Genomic DNA, 19,573 nt, shown 5'->3' with positions numbered 1-19,573 from the left:
TGCCATCAGGCGATATTCAGATACTTGTGCGTCTGCATCGACAGACGCCAATTACGCGCGATACAGATTTCGATACAGAGCTTGGTCGCCGCGTCTTTCTGGCTGATTGGCTGTAGGGCGATAATCCGTGCTTTGTCATCGTGTAAACGCGCCAGCAGAGCATCCAGCGCCTCAATGTCTTTCTCTCTCGCCACAGGATGCTTGATTTCATCAGCGCGCACTAATGCCAGGTCGAGCACCACCATGCCGCCGCGCATATTCACTTTGGGTGAGACCGTGACCCAGGTTTGCGGCGAACAGCGCACATCATGGGTGCCGTTGGTTTCTATCTGGCAGCGATAGCCGTTTTGCTCGAGATAGTCGGTCAGCGGCGTCAAATCATGGACACAAGGCTCTCCCCCCGTGATAACGATATGCCGGGTGCTATACCCCTCTTGCTGGATGCGCGCCAGAATCGCTTCCGGGCTGGCCGGTGCCCAAGCATCGCTCTCCTGCGTCTTTACCAGAATATTCTCCAGTGTGGTTTCACGCTCAGCAAACTTATCCCAGGTGTGTTTGGTATCGCACCAACTGCAACCCACCGGACACCCTTGCAAACGTACAAAAATCGCCGGAACACCGGTAAAAAAACCTTCACCTTGCAGGGTTTGAAACATCTCATTTATTGGGTACAGCATAACATCCTATCACTTAACTATCGGGTGCCAGCACGGGCAGGCTGGTAAACCGTCATTATCACAGATTGCCTGTGTTGCGCCAAACCCCACATCGCGTGACCGCGCCAGATAGCCGTTGCATTATAACGTTACGATAGGGGGTGATAACATTTGAGGAATGTTGCAGTTCGGTTAATAATCAAGGGGATTGCCCATTTCTTTTTCACGGTGTTTACGACAAGGAACGATACGATGAAACCTTTGAAAGCGGCGCGCCTGATAGCGATGCCTCCCCGATGTCGCAGTGGCTGAAGCCACGACGCAAGTCAAAACCCAACCCGGCCACTATCGGCAGTTGTTGGGGCAATATGAAATTACCGCGCTTTCAGATGGCACCAACGCTATGCCGATGGACAAACTGCTCACGCACACCGATCCCAACACCATTCGCCAGTTGCTGGCAGAGAAATCCTTATCCCCCACGGTTGAAACTTCCATCAATGCGTTTCTGATCAACACAGGTAAAAATCTGGTGTTGATTGATACCGGTAACGGCACGCAGGCCAACAGCAACGTCGGAAAAGTACAGAAAAACCTATTGGCGTCGGGCTATCGTCCAGAACAGGTCGATACTATCCTGATGACCCACCTGCACGGCGACCATTTTGGCGGTCTGGTGCAAAACGGCAAGCTCTCCTACCCGAATGCGACCGTTTACGTTTCGCAAAAAGAGTATGATTTCTGGTTAGATCCGCAGCATCTGGCGCAAGCCGCCCCTGAACGCAAGCCCGCTTTCCAACGGGTTCAGGACGTCTTTAAGATCCTGGCGGCAGCAAATAAAGTGAAAACCTTCAGCGGGGATGCCCCACTGCTGCCTGGCATTACGCCAGTGTTTGCGCCAGGCCATACGCCGGGGCATACCGCCTATAGCATCGTCAGTGACGGCAATAAATTGCTGGCATGGGGCGATATCGTGCACGCCGAAGCAGTGCAAATGCCGATACCGGAAACCACCATCAGCTTCGATTCAGATATGGATCAGGCGACCAAAACCCGCTAAGCCCTGTTTGCTCAGGCAGACAGTGAAGGCTATCTGGTGGCGGGCGCGCACCTGCCGTTCCCGGGCATCGGCCATGTAAATACCCGCGTGGAACGCAACGGCACCACCAACGGTTATCGCTGGATCCCGGTGAATTACAGCCTGAACGGACTGAAATAACGCCAAACCCCGCGAAGCAACGTAGTGCTTTCGCGGGGCAATCTTCGGTTTATCGCTTACAGATAGACGCGCAGATACTCAGACAGGCACAGGATTGCCATCGCCTGACCGTAAGGCATGGAGGTCAGCGGGATCTGGCGGTAGTAGTCCAGATCGCGGCCCATCGCCGTACCAAACGACACATTGACCAGCTCGCCTTGCGGATTTATATTGGCAATCACGCCGCGAATCGCTTTTTCCGCCATCTCGGCATAGCGCTTATCCACATAGCGTTTGCGCACCGCTTTCAGAATACCATAGGCAAACCCTGCGGTAGCGGAGCTTTCCACGTAAGAGTTTGCGTCATCCAGCAGCGTATGCCACAGACCACTGTCATCCTGATACTGCGCCAGCGCTTCAATCTGGCTTTCCAGCACCTGCAACAGGAAGCGGCGCGTTGCATTTCCTTCAGGCAATTCCAGCAGTTCGATAAACTCAGGAATGGCTACCGTCAGCCAGCTATTGCCGCGCGCCCAACGCACTTCGGCAAAATTGTGCTTGCCATCAAACGTCCAAGCCGTGGAACCACAGGCCGCTGCGTCGATCCATCAGATACTGCACGTGCAGTAAGAACTGGTAGGTTGCCTCTTCGATAAACTCGGGGCGGTTGAGTAGTTTGCCAATTTTTGCCAGCGGCAGCACACTCATCATCATGGTGTCGTCCCACAGTTGATCGGTGTTTTCGCTGTTGTAGACGATATGCTGCAAACCGTTTTTCTGGGTGCGCGGCATGTCATACATCACCCACTCCGCCCAGCGCTCCAAATAAGGCACCCAACGGGCATCACGCGTCTCTTCATAGCGATAGGCCAGCGTCAGGAACTGGCAGACCGTGTTGACGTTTTTGGTAGGCGTACCTTCCGCCAGACGTGCCTCGAACCAATCATCAATGATGGCTCGCATCTGGTCATCACCCGTCTGTTGATAATATTGGTAAATGCCGTAAAGGCCAATACCGTGCGTCCATTCCCACCCGGCCCAGCCCTTGGTATCGATGACACGACCATCATCCAACCGCAGCAGAAACTCACCGGTTTCATCCTTGATATTGACCAGATTATCGGTAATGCGGCAGATCAGCGCCTTCAGATCGTCGCGAGAGATAAAGTGCTCAGGCTGACGCAGCAGCGGGCTATGTTTAACACTGAATACGGTCATAGATTATCATCCACTCTTATCGTTAATGCGTTCATGCGGTTAATGCTGAGTCACCTGGGTTGCTGAATGCGCCGGTTGTTTATGGCGATTCAGGTAACCGATATTGTTGTTGCCCCACAGCGATTCATAAGACATGCCAGAGAGCATTTCCACCACCTGACGTGCCTTTGGCGTGATGCGTTCCGGCACCGGACGTCCAGTTTCACGCATTTTTAGCGTCTCTTCACGCAGTGTCTGGTGTGTTTGCAGGTTCAGTTTAAACCGTAATGAGACCAAAAAACCTAACGCCGGCACGCAGACTGTGCCGACACTGAGCACCATCAGGATGGTATGACTTACGCCCGGTGCCTGTACGCTCTGCCATGAAACAAACCCAGACAGTTGCAACACCACGCCGACCAACATCACCGCGCCGGCCTGAGAAGCCTTGCGAGTCAGCGTCATGATCCCGGCAAAGATCCCTTCACGACGTTGTGCGGTGATCACTTCATCCACATCGGCAATGTAGATGTAAGTATTCCATGGTACGTAGTTGATACCACCACGCCCCAGCCCCGCCAACGCAGAGATCAGCAACAGCAAAGAGAACATATCGTGCAGGCCGCTGTAATAGAGCAAGCCGTAAGACATCGCCGCCAGACCGAACAGGCAAACCACTAAGCGGTAAGAGGGAGCCGGTCCGAAGCGAATGCACAGCGGGATCATGCCAATCACCGCCAGTAACTGCAGGATAGCCATGGTACCCATCAGATTGGAGGCCACCGTAGGGCTTTGCATCAGTACAAAGACGACGTAGTAGGTGAACACCGCGTTAAACACGTCCTGTGCAATGTAGCCGCCGAGGTACATCCCGAGATGTTGACGGAAAATACGAATGCGCAGCGTGGAAGAGAGTTCGACGCTCAGTAGCTTCAGGCTTTGTCCCAGCGTCAGTGACTGGCGTTCCTTTTCTGCCTGTAGTGACGCCGCTGACATCTCTTCGCGCGGCCGTTCCCAGGTAAAGAAATAGACCAGCGTCAGCACTGTGGCGCAAATCACCGAGAACACCAGGCTTGAGTAGAAGAAGGAAATGGCGTTGTCTTTGTCAAAGTGACTGAGCAGAATGCCTGGCAGGAACGCCGCCAGAATGGCAGAAAGCTGCGCCAGCGCGATACGTGCACCGGAGAATTTGGTTTTCTGTTTAAAATCATCGGTCATTTCCGGTACCAGCGTTTCATACGGTACCAGAATCATGGTGTAGACCACATCAAACACCAAATAGGTCAACAGATAGTACCAGTACCCCATGTCGCCCACTTACATAAAGCTGTAGCTAAACACATAGGGAATACCGAGCAAAATAAAGAACTTACGGCGGCCAAAGCGTTTACCCAATCGGGTTGAGCCAAAGTTGTCCGTCAAGAACCCCATCAGCGGGCTGACAACGGCATCCAGTGCTCTGGCCATCGCGAAAATAAACGTGGCTTCAATGGGCGTCAAGCCACAAAACGTGGTGTAAAAATAGAGCAACCATGCCGCCGTTAGCGCCGTGGTTCCCGCACCGGGAAAATCACCTGAGCCGTAAGCCAAATAGTTGGCCAGTCCAATTTTACGCGTTTTCATTTGCCATCCTTCCTGTGTCATTGTCTTTATGAAGGTAATGCGGCAGGGTACAAACCCTTTACTACCGTGATAGCTAAACTACTGCCGGGACGTTGGGAAAACCTTTGCACCGTTGCCACGCCCCGAGCGGGATTGGCATCCCAGGGAAGAACGTAACGATCGACCTCAAGGTTTTTTATAAAAAGTCATTTTAAACCAATAAAACCAGCGGTTCGTTTATGGCGATCACAGGGTGGTAAGCACAGGAGCAGATAGGGATACTGAAGTGAAGGGGATAATCACAGAGAACAAAAATAATAAAACCCGGAGACGCTTACGCGTTTCCGGGCTTAGATAGCCGGGCGATAAGTCCCGGCAGCAGACAGGCAATTACGCCTGGCCTTTCACTTCTTTCAGACCGTTGAATGCAGCACGGCCAGCCAGTGCTTCTTCGATACGGATCAGTTGGTTGTACTTGGCAACGCGATCAGAACGGCTCATGGAACCAGTTTTGATCTGACCAGCCGCAGTACCTACCGCCAGATCGGCGATGGTAGCGTCTTCGGTTTCGCCAGAACGGTGAGAGATAACGGCAGTGTAGCCCGCATCTTTAGCCATCTTGATAGCAGCCAGAGTTTCGGACAGAGAACCGATCTGGTTAAATTTGATCAGGATGGAGTTAGCGATGCCTTTTTCGATGCCTTCTTTCAGGATCTTGGTGTTGGTTACGAACAGGTCGTCACCAACCAGCTGGATTTTGTCGCCCAGTACTTTGGTCTGGTAAGCAAAACCGTCCCAATCAGATTCGTCCAGACCGTCTTCGATAGAAACGATCGGGTACTCTTTGGTCAGGCCTTCCAGATAGTGAGTGAACTCTTGAGAAGTGAAGGTTTTGCCTTCGCCTTTCAGTTCGTAGTTGCCGGTTTCTTTGTTGTAGAACTCAGAAGCGGCACAGTCCATAGCCAGCGTAACGTCTTTGCCCAGCACGTAACCGGCATTTTTTACCGCTTCAGCGATAACAGCCAGTGCTTCTGCGTTGGAGCCCAGGTTCGGCGCGTAGCCGCCTTCGTCGCCAACAGCGGTGTTCAGGCCTTTGCCTTTCAGCACTTTCGCCAGGTGATGGAACACTTCAGAACCGATACGGATCGTTTCTTTCACCGTTTTCGCGCCAACCGGCTGAATCATGAACTCTTGAATATCAACGTTGTTGTCAGCGTGTTCGCCACCGTTGATGATGTTCATCATAGGCAGAGGCATGGAGAATTTGCCTGGGGTGCCGTTCAGTTCAGCGATGTGTTCGTACAGCGGTTGACCTTTGGACGCTGCTGCTGCTTTGGAGTTAGCCAGAGACACCGCCAGAATGGCGTTAGCACCAAAGTTGGATTTGTTGTCAGTACCGTCCAGGTCGATCATTACCTGGTCGATGGCAGCCTGATCTTTGGCACCTTTGCCCAGAATGGCCTGCGCCAGCGGTCCGTTCACAGCGGCAACGGCTTTGGTTATGCCTTTGCCCAGGAAACGGGATTTGTCGCCATCACGCAGTTCCAGCGCTTCGCGAGAGCCTGTGGAAGCGCCTGACGGAGCAGCAGCCAGACCAACGAAACCACCTTCCAGGTGCACTTCCGCTTCAACGGTCGGGTTTCCGCGTGAGTCGATGATTTCACGGCCAATGACTTTAACGATTTTAGACATTAGATTTTCCTCAGTACAAGTTAAACTAAAACCGATTCTGTATATAAAACCGAGCCTTAAACTAAAACCTTAGACGAACAACGCGCGGTACTGGACCGCGCGTTGCTGAAAAACCCTTACTTCACCTGACGCTTTTGATACGCGCCAGCGGCTTTAACAAAACCGGCAAACAGGGGATGCCCATCTCGTGACGTCGACGTAAATTCCGGATGGAACTGACAGGCCACGAACCACGGATGCTCAGGGAGTTCAACAATCTCCACCAGCTTGCGGTCGGCGGAAAGACCAGCAACACGCAATCCCGCCGCTTCAATTTGTTTCAACAGCATGTTGTTCACTTCATAGCGGTGACGGTGACGTTCAATAATGGTTGCCTCACCGTACATCTCGCGCACCAGACCGCCTTCCGCCAGGTGGCACGGTTGACCGCCCATGCGCATGGTGCCACCCAGGTCGCTCTCTTCACTGCGCACCTCAAGGTTACCGTCTTCATCACGCCATTCGGTGATCAGCGCAACAACCGGGTACTTACAGTCTGGCACAAATTCCGTAGAGTTTGCCGCTTCCATACCCACAACGTTACGGGCAAATTCCATCAAAGCGACCTGCATTCCCAGGCAAATGCCCAGATAAGGGATACTATTCTCACGGGAGTAACGCGCCGCCATGATTTTACCCTCAACACCGCGGTAGCCGAACCCCCCTGGTATCAAGATAGCATCAAGATCTTTGAGAACTTCGACGCCGCGGGTTTCTACATCCTGCGAATCGATCAGCTTGATGTTGACGGTCAGGCGATTTTTCAGCCCGCCGTGCTTCAGGGCTTCGATCACCGACTTGTAGGCATCCGGCAGTGCGACATATTTGCCGACCATGCCAATGGTGACTTCACCACCCGGATTGGCTTCCTGATAGACAACCTGTTCCCATTCGGACAGGTCTGCTTCGGCGCAACTCAAGCTGAATCGTTTACAAATATAATCGTCCAATCCCTGCGATTTCAAGAGCGCCGGGATTTTATAAATCGAATCAATATCTTTTAAGGAGATTACTGCTTTTTCCGGCACATTACAGAATAAAGCAATCTTTGCACGCTCGTTGGCGGGCACGGTGCGATCGGAACGGCAAATCAGCACGTCCGGCTGAATACCGATAGAAAGCAGCTCTTTTACCGAGTGCTGAGTCGGCTTGGTTTTCACTTCGCCTGCTGCCGCCAGGTACGGTACCAGCGTCAGGTGCATGAACAGGGTATGCTCGCGGCCCACTTCCACCGCCATCTGCCGAATCGCTTCAAGGAACGGCAGAGATTCGATATCGCCGACGGTGCCGCCGATTTCCACCAGCACCACGTCATGGCCTTCACCGCCTTCAATGATGCGTTCTTTAATGGCATTGGTGATGTGCGGAATCACCTGAATGGTTGCACCCAGATAGTCGCCACGGCGCTCTTTGCGCAGCACATCAGAGTAGATACGGCCGGTGGTGAAGTTGTTGCGGCGCGTCATTTTGGTACGGATAAAGCGTTCGTAGTGGCCCAAGTCAAGATCGGTTTCCGCGCCGTCTTCGGTGACAAACACTTCACCGTGCTGCGTCGGGCTCATCGTGCCAGGATCCACGTTGATGTACGGGTCCAGTTTCATGATGGTAACGTTGAGGCCACGGGCTTCGAGAATAGCCGCCAGAGAGGCTGCGGCAATGCCTTTACCCAGAGAGGATACGACCCCGCCGGTCACAAAAATATAATTAGTTGTCATGCTGAACCTGAGAGTTTAGGTTTATATACCCAAAATAATTCGAGTTGCAGGAAGGCGGCAAGCAAACGAATCCCTAGGAGCCTACTCAAGTAAGTGACTAGGGTGAGCTAGCGCAGCCAACGTACCTGCAACTTGAAGTATGACGGGTATAACGAATGGAGTACCAAGACGGGAAAGTAGTATACCTGAACCTGATGAAGGCTACAAATGTTGCTTTTCATCATTGTGGCGATCATAACGTCGTGGCTAAACCGATGTATCACGCACAAATAGCATGAAACATCGGATTAAAAATCATAAAGATAAATAACAAAGCCATAAGAAAAATGCAGTAATACGATAAAAATATCTTAACTGGCCTTTTCTTGACGTTTTACCTGTTCCCAAGCCGCGTCCATTTCCTCAAGCGTCGCCTGTTCAACTGTTTTTCCCGAGGCGATAACAATTTGTTCTACCTGACGGAAACGGCGGCTGAATTTGCGGTTTGCCGCCTGAAGCGCATTTTCGGCTTTTTGACCAAGATGGCGTGAGAGATTGACCGTAGCAAACAATAAATCGCCCACTTCTTCGGCCAGCTTTTCTTCATCGACTACTGCCTGCCGGGCTTCATGCATCACTTCATCAATCTCTTCATACACTTTGTCGACCACTGGCCCCAGACTGCTCCAGTCGAAACCGACTGACGCGCAACGCTGCTGGATTTTGTGCGCTTTCATCAAGGCGGGCAACGCGTCAGGAATATCGTCCAACGCCGAGTATCGGGCTTTTTCAGCGCGCTCCTGGGCTTTGGTTTGCTCCCAGTTGGCAAGCACCGCGTCACTGTCGGTGAGCGTCGCATAGCCAAAAATATGCGGATGTCGCCGCTCCAGCTTGTCGCTTATCGCGTCGCATACCGCAGAAAAATCAAACAACCCCTGCTCTTGCGCCATCTGGGCGTAAAACACCACCTGAAACAACAGATCGCCCAATTCGCTGCGCAGATCGTCGAAATCCTGACGCGCAATAGCATCCAGCACTTCGTAGGTCTCTTCCAGCGTGTAGGGCGCGATCGTGTCAAAGGTTTGTTTGCGATCCCACGGGCAACCGTTTTCCGGATCGCGCAATGTATTCATAATGGAAAGAAGACGTTCAATAGCCGCTGCTGTCATGCCTGATTCCTGAATCAATAAAAATCGCGTGGCCCCCTTACTGGAGAAACGCGTTTATACCCGTCATACCTCACGTTGCAGGTGCGTTGACTGCTTTCGCTGACCAGAATCACTTACCTGAGGATTCCCTCACTGGCCGCCTTCCTGCAACGCGAATTATTTTGGGTATATTCCGTGATAGATCCCCGCCTGCGCGGGGATGACAAAGTGAGGACCTACGTAAAAAATTACGCTCCTTGCTGGCGACGCGCGTCAATGACATCCGGCAGTTGGTCGAGCTTCGCCAGCACCCGTCCCAATACCTGAAGGTTGTAGATCTCGATCTCCATGTCGATCACCGCGATCTGCTGTTTGGTATCACTGCGGCTGGACACGCCCAACACGTTCACCTTTTCGTTCGCCAGAATGGTGGTGATATCGCGCAGTAACCCACTACGATCGTTGGCGGTTACGCGCACCGTCAGCGAATAGCCGCTGGAGTAGCTTTCCCCCCAGACGGCATCGACAATCCGCTCAGGCGCATGGCTGCGCAGATCGTCCAACTGCTCACAGCCAGCACGGTGGATAGAGATACCGCGTCCGCGCGTAATGAAACCGATGATCTCATCGCCCAGGATCGGCTGGCAGCACCGCGCGATATGATGCATCAGATTGCCAACCCCTTCTACCACAATACGGCCGCTGTCTTTGCGGCTGTTCTGCGGTGGCGCTTTCTGCTGGGTAAGTTGACGCAGCGCTTCGCGATCCTGTTCCTCGGCGCTGGGCTGATTGAGCTGCGCCTGAAGGAAGTTCACCATCTGGTTAAGGCGAATATCCCCGCCGCCAATACCGGCCAGCAGCTCATCAAGCGAGTTGATGTTATAGCGCGGCAGCAGCAGCTTCTCTGCTGCTTTGAGGCTGATCCCCAAATGTTCCAGCTCGTTATCCAGAATCTGGCGCCCTGCCAGGATATTCTTGTCACGATCTTGCTTGCGGAACCAGTTATGGATCTCGGAACGGCCACGGCTAGTGGTGATATAACCCAGGTTCGGGTTCAACCAATCGCGGCTCGGGTTCGGCTGCTTCTGGGTGATGATTTCAATCTGATCGCCCATCTGCAACTGGTAGGTAAAGGGCACAATGCGCCCGCCGATTTTGGCCCCGATGCAGCGATGCCCAATATCGCTATGAATGTGGTAGGCAAAATCCAGCGGCGTAGAGCCGATTGGCAGATCGACCACGTCGCCTTTTGGCGTAAACACGTAGACACGATCGTCGAACACCTGGCTGCGTATTTCGGCCAGCATTTCGTCTGAATCGGCCATCTCTTCTTGCCAGGTGAGCAGCTTGCGCAGCCAGGCAATGCGCCCTTCGTAACCGGAGCGTCTCCTCGCAACCGCGCCCTCCTTGTATTTCCAGTGCGCAGCAACACCCAATTCTGCATCTTCATGCATCTGTTTGGTGCGAATCTGGATTTCAAGGGTTTTGCCCCTCGGCCCCAATACCACCGTATGGATGGACTGGTAGCCGTTAGGCTTCGGGTTTGCCACGTAATCGTCGAACTCGTCGGGCAGGAGACGGTAGTGGGTGTGAACGATACCGAGCGCCGCATAGCAATCCTGCAAGCGTTCAACCACAATACGCACGGCGCGCACATCAAACAGTTCATCAAACGACAGGGATTTTTTCTGCATCTTTCGCCAGATGCTGTAGATATGCTTGGGTCGGCCATAGACTTCAGCCTTGACGCCCTCGCCCGCCATCGCGGTGCGCAGGGTTTTGACAAAATCGTCAATGTACTGTTCACGGTCAATACGCCGTTCGTGCAACAGTTTGGCGATTTTTTTGTATTCATCCGGATGCAGATAACGGAAACAGAAATCTTCCAGCTCCCACTTGAGCTGGCCGATACCGAGGCGGTTCGCCAAAGGCGCGTAGATGTTGGTACATTCCTTGGCCGCCAGCACGCGCTCTTCTTCCGGAGCATCTTTCACTTCACGCAGGTGCGCAATGCGCTCCTCCAGTTTGATCACCACGCAGCGGAAATCTTCCACCATCGCCAGCAGCATACGGCGGATATTGTCTACCTGCTCGGAGGCAACGGAATCGTGTTGCGTCGCTTTCAGTTGACGAATCGCATCCATATCGCGCACGCCGTGCACCAAATCGACGATATTCTTTCCAAAAGCGTCACGCAGCGTGTCTTCATCCACCACGCCGGAGTCAGCCAACGGGAACAGCATCGCCGCGCGCATGCTGTCGTTGTCCATGCTGAGGGTGGAGAGGATCCCCACCATTTCAATACCGCGCCACAGCAGCAACATCGCATCGGGGTGCCCCTGCGTGTGCTGTTCACAATAGCGCCAGGTCTCGGCTAAGCGTTCACACGACTGCTGATTATTGATGCCCAACGATGCAATCCAGGCATCTGGCACAAACTCGCCGTCCGTATTCAAATGCGCACTTCTTACCGCAACCATAAACTCTCCCTACAATGCCGCTTTGCCAGAGCGTGCCGCCTTACCAGAACGCTGCAAAAACAGTGCCATCGATTCAAGGTGGCCGGTGTGAGGAAACATATCCAACATGGCGACCTGCGCCAACGTGTAACCTGCAGCCAACAACACTTTACTGTCCCGCGCCAACGTGGTGGGGTTACACGAAACATAGACCACACGCTGTGGTGCAAGTTTAACAATTTGCGGCATCACTTCCGCCGCCCCGGCGCGTGCCGGGTCTAGCAGTATCTTATCAAATCCCTGGGCGCTCCAGGACTGTTGCGCAACATCCTCGTCGAGATTTTGGTGAGAAAATGTGACGTTAGACAAGCCGTTACGGCGCGCATTCTCTCGTCCTTTCTCCACCATCTGCTGATTCACCGCGTCATTGACCTGAATAAAGTCGCGCGGGCTGAAGGCGAGCGTCATGTCGTTCACACGATAAACCGGCGTGTCGCCCGTCAGAGGGATGACGATATCGGCCTCCGGTGCCAGATAGATAGCCACCTGCTGGGCTGCGGAAAACGCGCGTAAAGCATCGGTATCCGCCGCGCTCATGGCATCAAGATGGCGCAATACCAGCAGCGGGCCGTTATCCGCCAGCACCAGTTCCACATGGCCGAGCCGTTTCACCCCTTGCAACTGGCTGAGGCAGTGACGCAGTGGGGCTAACAGTGCATCCAGTTCCGGTGCCAACACCGGGCAGGTCGCGATATCCACCACATCGTGCGATTGCCCCTGGCGGTATCCCATGCGCAAACCCGACGCGGGTTGAGGCACTGATTTGGCGCGGGCTGACGCTTTTCCGCCCGCTGACGCAGGTTTGTCTCCCGTCAAAAAGTATAACGCAAGACGCGCACGCCGACGGTAACCATAGGCCGGCCCCGCAATCAGTCTAATATCCGTCAGCGTTTGTCCGGTTTCTCGCGTTATCAGCTTTTGCAGCGCGGCCGATTTGCTGCGCTGTTGCAACGCGACATCGGCATGCTGCTGCTGGCAGCCACCGCACACGCCAAAGTGCGGACAGCGCGGTTCCACACGTTGCGCACTGCGCGTCAGCAGCCGTTTAAGTTCAGCACGCGCATACTGACGTTTATCTTCGGTCAGTCGGACTTCCGCCTGCTCTTCCGGCAGCACGCTGGGCACAAAAACGGTTTTGCCTTGATGACGCGCTACACCATGTCCGAAGGGATCGAGATCGGCCACGGTCACGTTAATGGTTTGCCGGGTCGTCACACGCCGGTTTGGAGAGTAGAATTGCGCCATAGTTTGCTATTGTGTCTTTAAGCTAAACGTCTGGGCCTAATTCTCCCACATTGGAACCTCATGACCAAATACAGTCTGCGTGCCCGCATGATGATACTGATTCTGGCTCCGACATTGATTATCGGGTTGCTGCTCAGTACCTTCTTCGTTATTTACCGCAGCAATCAGTTGCAGGACCAGCTTGCCAGCGCGGGGGCCAGTATTATTTAGCCGCTTTCCGCCGTTGCTGCCTATTCGCTGGTAGCCAACCAGCAGGAGATGATTCAGCCGCTAATCAATATGCTGCATCGGCGTCATTCCGACATTGTACGCGCCATTATCATCACTAACGCACAACATAAGGTGTTATTCAGCACCGATTCGCGCCATATCACCCAACTGATTGATGCGGTAAAACAGCAGTCGATGCCGTCAGGGCTACATTCTCACCAGGTTGATGACAAGCTGTTACTGCATATGCCTATCACCATCGGCCCGGAATTCACCCGTCATGCGGGCAAGGTCGAGCGCCCCGGCGCGACAGTGGGGTATGTGTTGCTGGAGCTGGATACCGACTCCATCATGCTGCAACAGTATCAGGAGACGTTTATCGCCACGCTGTTGATGCTGCTGTGCATGGCGATTGCCGGTCTGTTCGCCTACCGTCTGGTGCGCGATGTCACCATGCCGATACGCAATATGGTGGATACCGTCGATCGTATCCGTCGCAGTCAATTGGACAGCCGTGCAGAAGGGTGCATGCTGGGCGAGTTGGATATGCTGAAAAATGGCATCAACGCCATGGCGATGTCCCTGACGGCCTACCACGAGGAGATGCAGCAAAACATCGATCAGGCCACTTACGATCTGAGAGAGACGCTGGAACAGATGGAGATCCAGAACGTCGAGCTGGATTTGGCGAAAAAGCGGGCGCAAGAGGCCGCGCTTATCAAGTCCGAGTTTTTAGCCAACATGTCGCACGAGCTGCGTACCCCGCTTAACGGCGTGATCGGTTTCACCCGTCAAACGCTGAAAACTACGTTAACCGCCACCCAGACCGACTATTTGCGCACTATCGAGCGTTCCGCCAACAACCTGCTGACCATCATCAATGACGTGCTGGATTTCTCCAAGCTCGAAGCGGGCAAGCTGGTGTTGGAAAACATCCCATTATCACTGCATAACACGCTGGATGATGTAATCACGCTGTTGGCGCACACTGCCCATGAGAAGGGATTAGAGCTGACGCTCAACATTCAGCCCGGCGTACCCGAACGTTTTATCGGCGATCCGATGCGTCTGCAACAGGTGATCACCAATCTGCTGGGCAATGCCATCAAATTCACCGAAAATGGCAATATCGATATCCGCATTGAACGCCACCGTCAAAGCCATAAACAGCTGGAGTTGGAAATTCAGATCCGAGATACCGGTATTGGCATCGCCGAGGGACAGCAGGCACAGTTGTTTCAGGCATTTCGGCAGGCAGATACCAGCATTTCCCGCCGCCACGGCGGCACCGGTCTCGGGCTGGTTATCACCCAGCGACTGGTGAAAGAGATGGGCGGCGATATTCGCTTCCAAAGCGCGGTAAACCAAGGCTCCACCTTTTGGTTCCACATTACGCTAACCTGCGATCCGCACAGCAGCATGGCAGAGAACAATCTCTCCGTACTGCAAGGACACAGCATTGCCTATGTGGAAGCCAACGCCTTCGCCGCGCAAGCCGGGTTAGATATTCTGGGGCAAACGCCGTTGCAGGTGCACTTTAGCGCGACCCTTGAACAGTTACCGCCGCAACATTTCGATATTTTGCTGCTCGGCGTTCCCGTCCGGCATCGTAATAACTTGCTGGATTACACCTCACAGTTGCGCGACATGAGCCGCAAAGCAGCTTGTGTTATTTTGGCCTTGCCCAGTCTGGCACAAATGGATGCTGAACAGTTGAAATCCTTCGGTATCCACGCCTGTCTGAGTAAACCCCTTTCCTCGGTACGCCTGTTGATCCAGCAGCTATCGTTGCTGCCAGTAACGCAACCAGCAACGCTGCCCACACAGCGCTTGCCGCTGTGTGTGATGGCGGTGGATGACAATCCGGCTAACCTGAAACTGATCGGCACTCTGCTGGAAGAGCAGGTGGAAAACACCTTGTTGTGCGACAGCGGTGAAGAGGCTATCGCGCAGGCGGCAATGCAGAATATCTACGTCATCCTTATGGATATCCAAATGCCAGGCATGGATGGCATTCGCGCCAGCGAGCACATCCGCCAGCTTTCCCGCCACGCTACTACGCCGATTATTGCGGTCAGCGCCCATTCGCTGAGTGACGAGCGCAAATCATTGCTGCAAGCGGGGATGGATGGTTATCTGGCTAAACAGATTGATGAGCAGATGCTGGCGTCGGTATTGGCGCGTTATACCCAACAACCGGGTATACCGATTGAGAGCGAGAACGGCAGCATGGCGCAATTGCTGGCTGAACATTATGACAGCCAGCTCTCGCTCGACTGGTCGCTGGCAACGCGTCAGGCAGCGAATAAACCCGATCTGGCGCGTGATCTGCTGCAAATGCTGCTGGATTCCCTGCCCGACGTACAGCAACACATCGAAACGCTGTTGGCGGGCCACCCGGTGGCAGACACACTGCCGCTGATTCATAAACTGCACGGCAGTTGCGGCTACAGCGGCGTGCCACGCTTGAAGCAACTGTGTTACACGCTGGAAACCGCACTGCATAAGGGAACGGACGTGCTTGAACTGGAGCCGGAGTGGTTGAAATTGCTCGACGAAATCGCCAATGTACGGCGGGCTGCGCAGGCGCATTTGTCGTAGCCCACAGGCATTGTGCCGAGCGTATCCTGATTCTGCTGCTCGGCTGACGCCAGCGGCTCACCGCCCTGATGCGGCTATGGCCTTCTGTAGCTCAGCCAGCACCAGAGGGAATTCGGTAAATCCATCACTTGCCAGAAAGTGGTTACCCTGCTCAACCGTAATGAACCGGGCATCGAGGGATTTCGCCAACGCCTGACTGAATCGGTAAGGAACCACGCTATCATCAGGCGCAGCGATGACAACGCGGCTGCTTGCCCTCTGCACCAGTTTGCGATAATCAATATCCGGTTTTATGAAGCGGTCGAGCTGCGGAAGCGTCGGCAGACGCTCATTGAAACCGGAAACCAGAATATAGCCGCCGATAGGCGCGTTGCCCGGGTGTTTTTCAAGGAACCTCAACAGCGTAATGCTGCCAAGGCTGTGCGCGACAAAATAGGTGTTGCTATCTAGCGATGTCACCTGTGTCTCGAGGGCCCGTTGCCACGCCTGCGGTTGGGGATCGTCAGGGGTGGGTAAATCAATGATCGACACCCTGGCTCCCGTTTTCTCCATCTCGCTTTTCAGCCACGCGAACCAATGCTCTGACGGTGAAGCGTCGTATCCGTGAACAATGTAGATATTCCTGTTTGACTGCTGTGTGTTTACGAGAGAGGTACAGCCCGACAAAGCGGCTGCCATCGAAAGGAGTAGCGCGACGAATTTGTTCATATACCCTCACTGAATGGGCTGAAAAGTCAGATATTGGCGATAGACTTGAATCTTAGTGCTTCGAGTCCAATAACACAGAAGGGGTTAGCGTCAGTGATAGCAAAATGAATGGATTTTGGATCTTTGATGACGCGTCGCCCCAGGCACCAGCACGGGGACGACGAAGAAAGGAGCCGCCAGAAAAAATCGGCAAAGAGAGCATTATTGGAGCGTTTGCGCCAGCTTGATGGTTGCCGCGACGTTACGTGCCGTCATGCGCACGTTGGCTGCCGCGTTGTCCAACGCTTCCTCCAGAGAACAGATGTTGTAAAGCACGCTGAATACCGCATCCAAGCCGTGTTCGTGCACCACGCCCACATCCGCTGTCAGGCTGCCCGCAATCCCGACCACCGGTTTGTTGTAACGCTTCGCCACGCGCGCCACGCCAATCGGCACTTTACCGTGCACCGTCTGGCTATCGATGCGTCCTTCACCAGTGATCACCAGCGACGCGTCCCGCACCAGTTCATCCAGTCCCAGCGCTTCGGTGACAATCTCAATACCCTGACGCAGTTCCGCACCACAGAAGGCCAATAACGCAGCGCCCATGCCACCGGCCGCCCCAGAGCCCGGCACCTGATCCACATCGATATCCAAGCTGTGACGGATCACCTCGGCGTACTGCTTGAGCGCATTGTCTAACTGTACAATCATCGCCGGCGTCGCTCCTTTTTGCGGTCCGAACACCGCAGAAGCCCCCAGCTTACCGGTCAGCGGGTTCGTCACATCGCACGCCACTTCAAAACGGCAGCTTTTAATGCGTTGATCCAGTTCGCTGACGTCAACACGTTTAAGCGTATCCAGCGCGCCACCGCCAAAACCGATCGACTCACCCTGCGCATCCAGCAGTTTTGCCCCTAACGCCTGCGCCATGCCCGCGCCGCCGTCATTGGTGGCGCTGCCGCCAATACCGATAATGCAGTGTTTTACCCCATAATCCAGCGCGCTGCGAATCAACTCGCCCGTACCATAACTGGTGGTCAGCAGCGGATTACGCTGCGCGGAAGGCACCCGCTCCAAGCCGCTGGCCGCCACGGGCAGCTTGACGTAGCTGGCGTCAGGAAAAACTCCCCGAAAACCGGCTTCAATCTGTGTAGCAACTTCCTGTGCTGACAGGCTTTCTTTATAAGAATCCGGTGCGATAACTATTTTCATAAACGATCCGATTTCATAAACGATCCACCAGTATCAACAGGCCGCGGAGTCGTTACGGGTCAGTATGTCAGGTCGGTATCGAATAGTCGTCGTACCGACCTGTTGCCTTAGCGCGTCACTTCAACTTTGGCCAGCTTTTCGTAGTACCGTGCTAATGCACAGTGATCTGCCGTTCCCGGTTCGTCCGCTTTCAGCGCCTGCATCATTTCCATCACCGCCGCCGTTAACGGCAACTGCGCGCTAACGCCGTGTGAGGTATCCAGCGCATTCGCCAGATCCTTGATGTGCAGATCGATACGGAAGCCCGACTTGAAGTTGCGATCCATCACCATCGGGACTTTGGCATCCTGCACCGTGCTGCCCGCCAACCCACCGCGGATTGCCTGATACACCAGATCCGGGTTTACGCCTGCTTTAGTCGCCAGTACCAGCGCTTCAGACATGGCGGCGATATTCAACGCCACGATCACTTGGTTAGCCAGTTTGGTCACGTTGCCCGCACCGATGTCACCGGTGTGCACCACCGAACCAGCCATCGCTTTCATTACGTCGTAGCAGCGATCGAATACCGCCTTGTCACCGCCCACCATCAAGGAAAGGGTGCCGTCGATGACTTTCGGCTCACCGCCGCTCACCGGCGCATCCAGCATCGCGATGCCTTTTTCTGCCAGTGCGGCAGCAATTTCACGGCTGGCCAGCGGCGCAATGGAGCTCATATCAATCACGATGCTGCCTTCGCGAGCACCGTCGATAACGCCGTTTTCACCCAGCACCACCTCTTTCACGTGTGGTTAATGGGCAGCATGGTGATGATGATCGGCAACCGCTTTGGCGGTGTCGGCGGCGGTAGCACCCGCGGCGACCACTTCTGCCACCACAGCGCTGTTTCTGTCGGAAACCACCAATGAGTAACCTGCTTTGATCAGGTTTTTACTCATCGGTTTACCCATAATACCCAGTCCAATAAAACCAATTTTCATTACTTTAACCACGTAGTCCGATCGTTAAATGCGGTAATGGCCTGACTGGCCCGGATTTATTCAAATGACTTTTTGAATTTGTCACACAGCGCCGCTGTGGCACCGCGGAACACGCCCAGATCGCTGCCAACAGCAACAAAGCTGGCACCCCACTCCAGGTAACGACGCGCATCTGCTTCAACTGGTGCCAAAATGCCACTCGGTTTGCCGTGCGCTGCCGCACGCTCAAAAATATGGCGGATGACTTTCTGCACTTCCGGGTGATTCGGTTGCCCCAGATAGCCCAATGCCGCAGAGAGATCGCCCGGTCCGACGAAAATACCGCCCACACCGTTAACCGCTGCAATGGCATCCAGGTTGTCGACACCTTCCTGAGTTTCGATCTGCACCAACACTGTGATGTTGTCGTTGATGGTGGCGAAATAGTTGGGGTCGGTACCGAACGCATTTCTGCGATGATCAACAGAAACACCACGAATACCAGCAGGGGGATAACGTGTAGACGCCACCGCACGCACCGCTTCTTCTTCAGTTTCTACAAACGGGAATCAGGAAGTTATAGAAACCGATATCCAGCAGACGTTTGATGATGACGGGTTCATTGCAGGGCGGGCACACCACCGGCGCGCTGTGACTGCCTTTGAGCGCCATCAGCTGAGGAATAAAGGTACTGATGTCATTCGGCGCATGCTCTCCGTCCAGCACCAACCAGTCAAACCCGGCCAGTCCCAACAATTCGGTAGAAATGGGGTTAGCCAACGCACACCAGCAACTGATCAAAGTTTTTCCCTCAGTCAACTCCTGGCGAAACCGATTTGGCAACAATGGCGTCTTCATGTTTTATCCTTACTCTTTATCGCGCCGCCCCGGATGAGGCGGCGTACAGCGTG

At 54.1% G+C, this 19,573-nt stretch carries 8 protein-coding genes and 6 pseudogenes; 2 read left to right on the top strand and 12 right to left on the bottom strand.

Annotated elements, in window-relative coordinates:
* Positions 1-5 precede the first annotated feature (5 nt).
* Positions 6-677 carry a 7-carboxy-7-deazaguanine synthase QueE gene (queE, locus tag JZM30_RS18640; protein ID WP_252320506.1) on the bottom strand — a complete coding sequence of 224 codons (672 nt, stop codon included), beginning with the start codon at positions 675-677 and terminating at the stop codon, positions 6-8.
* A gap of 301 nt (positions 678-978) precedes the next feature.
* Between queE and JZM30_RS18635 the strand changes: the two are divergent.
* A pseudogene (locus JZM30_RS18635) lies at positions 979-1,875 on the top strand (MBL fold metallo-hydrolase); the annotation flags it as partial.
* Between the two features lie 56 nt (positions 1,876-1,931).
* Here JZM30_RS18635 and bglB read toward each other — a convergent pair.
* The 7 genes and pseudogenes from bglB to rlmD form a co-directional block, all read right to left on the bottom strand.
* A pseudogene (bglB, locus tag JZM30_RS18630) lies at positions 1,932-3,072 on the bottom strand (beta-galactosidase BglB).
* A gap of 39 nt (positions 3,073-3,111) precedes the next feature.
* Positions 3,112-4,674, bottom strand: a pseudogene (locus tag JZM30_RS18625) (MFS transporter).
* Positions 4,675-5,043: 369 nt separating this feature from the next.
* Positions 5,044-6,345 (bottom strand): phosphopyruvate hydratase, encoded by a 1,302-nt coding sequence (gene eno / locus JZM30_RS18620; protein ID WP_252320504.1) that lies wholly within the window; start codon positions 6,343-6,345, stop codon positions 5,044-5,046.
* A gap of 116 nt (positions 6,346-6,461) precedes the next feature.
* Complete coding sequence (gene pyrG / locus JZM30_RS18615; protein ID WP_252320502.1) at positions 6,462-8,099, bottom strand: glutamine hydrolyzing CTP synthase; 1,638 nt, start codon at positions 8,097-8,099, stop codon at positions 6,462-6,464.
* A gap of 350 nt (positions 8,100-8,449) precedes the next feature.
* Positions 8,450-9,247 carry a nucleoside triphosphate pyrophosphohydrolase gene (gene mazG / locus JZM30_RS18610; RefSeq protein WP_252320500.1) on the bottom strand — a complete coding sequence of 266 codons (798 nt, stop codon included), beginning with the start codon at positions 9,245-9,247 and terminating at the stop codon, positions 8,450-8,452.
* 227 nt (positions 9,248-9,474) lie between these two features.
* Positions 9,475-11,706 carry a GTP diphosphokinase gene (gene relA / locus JZM30_RS18605; RefSeq protein WP_252320498.1) on the bottom strand — a complete coding sequence of 744 codons (2,232 nt, stop codon included), beginning with the start codon at positions 11,704-11,706 and terminating at the stop codon, positions 9,475-9,477.
* A 9-nt stretch (positions 11,707-11,715) separates the two neighbouring features.
* The gene (gene rlmD, locus JZM30_RS18600; RefSeq protein WP_252320495.1) at positions 11,716-12,990 is read right to left on the bottom strand and encodes a 23S rRNA (uracil(1939)-C(5))-methyltransferase RlmD; all 1,275 of its coding nucleotides are present in this window, start codon (positions 12,988-12,990) and stop codon (positions 11,716-11,718) included.
* Between the two features lie 60 nt (positions 12,991-13,050).
* Between rlmD and barA the strand changes: the two are divergent.
* Positions 13,051-15,801 (top strand): annotated as a pseudogene (gene barA, locus JZM30_RS18595) (two-component sensor histidine kinase BarA).
* A 57-nt stretch (positions 15,802-15,858) separates the two neighbouring features.
* On the opposite strand, the gene JZM30_RS18590 reads toward barA, so the two are convergent.
* From JZM30_RS18590 to garL, 4 genes and pseudogenes are all read right to left on the bottom strand, one after another.
* Positions 15,859-16,479 carry an RBBP9/YdeN family alpha/beta hydrolase gene (locus tag JZM30_RS18590; RefSeq protein ID WP_252320641.1) on the bottom strand — a complete coding sequence of 207 codons (621 nt, stop codon included), beginning with the start codon at positions 16,477-16,479 and terminating at the stop codon, positions 15,859-15,861.
* Positions 16,480-16,710: 231 nt separating this feature from the next.
* Complete coding sequence (locus tag JZM30_RS18585) at positions 16,711-17,703, bottom strand: glycerate kinase (protein ID WP_252320493.1); 993 nt, start codon at positions 17,701-17,703, stop codon at positions 16,711-16,713.
* A 107-nt stretch (positions 17,704-17,810) separates the two neighbouring features.
* A pseudogene (gene garR, locus JZM30_RS18580) lies at positions 17,811-18,683 on the bottom strand (2-hydroxy-3-oxopropionate reductase).
* Positions 18,684-18,739: 56 nt separating this feature from the next.
* Positions 18,740-19,520 (bottom strand): annotated as a pseudogene (gene garL / locus JZM30_RS18575) (2-dehydro-3-deoxyglucarate aldolase).
* Positions 19,521-19,573 lie beyond the last annotated feature (53 nt).

Origin of the sequence: Candidatus Symbiopectobacterium endolongispinus, assembly GCF_018777385.1 — a bacterium.
Classification (GTDB): domain Bacteria; phylum Pseudomonadota; class Gammaproteobacteria; order Enterobacterales; family Enterobacteriaceae; genus Symbiopectobacterium; species Symbiopectobacterium endolongispinus.
The sequence above is the reverse complement of the archived record's forward strand: the minus strand, read 5'-3'. Positions and strand labels throughout refer to the sequence as shown.

Bases quoted from the DNA above. Each gene is read 5' to 3' on its own strand.
- queE (WP_252320506.1), bottom strand. From the start codon at position 677: ATGCTGTACCCAATAAATGAGATGTTTCAAACCCTGCAAGGTGAAGGT.
- eno (WP_252320504.1), bottom strand. From the start codon at position 6,345: ATGTCTAAAATCGTTAAAGTCATTGGCCGTGAAATCATCGACTCACGC.
- pyrG (WP_252320502.1), bottom strand. From the start codon at position 8,099: ATGACAACTAATTATATTTTTGTGACCGGCGGGGTCGTATCCTCTCTG.
- mazG (WP_252320500.1), bottom strand. From the start codon at position 9,247: ATGACAGCAGCGGCTATTGAACGTCTTCTTTCCATTATGAATACATTG.
- relA (WP_252320498.1), bottom strand. From the start codon at position 11,706: ATGGTTGCGGTAAGAAGTGCGCATTTGAATACGGACGGCGAGTTTGTG.
- rlmD (WP_252320495.1), bottom strand. From the start codon at position 12,990: ATGGCGCAATTCTACTCTCCAAACCGGCGTGTGACGACCCGGCAAACC.
- JZM30_RS18590 (WP_252320641.1), bottom strand. From the start codon at position 16,479: ATGGCAGCCGCTTTGTCGGGCTGTACCTCTCTCGTAAACACACAGCAG.
- JZM30_RS18585 (WP_252320493.1), bottom strand. From the start codon at position 17,703: ATGAAAATAGTTATCGCACCGGATTCTTATAAAGAAAGCCTGTCAGCA.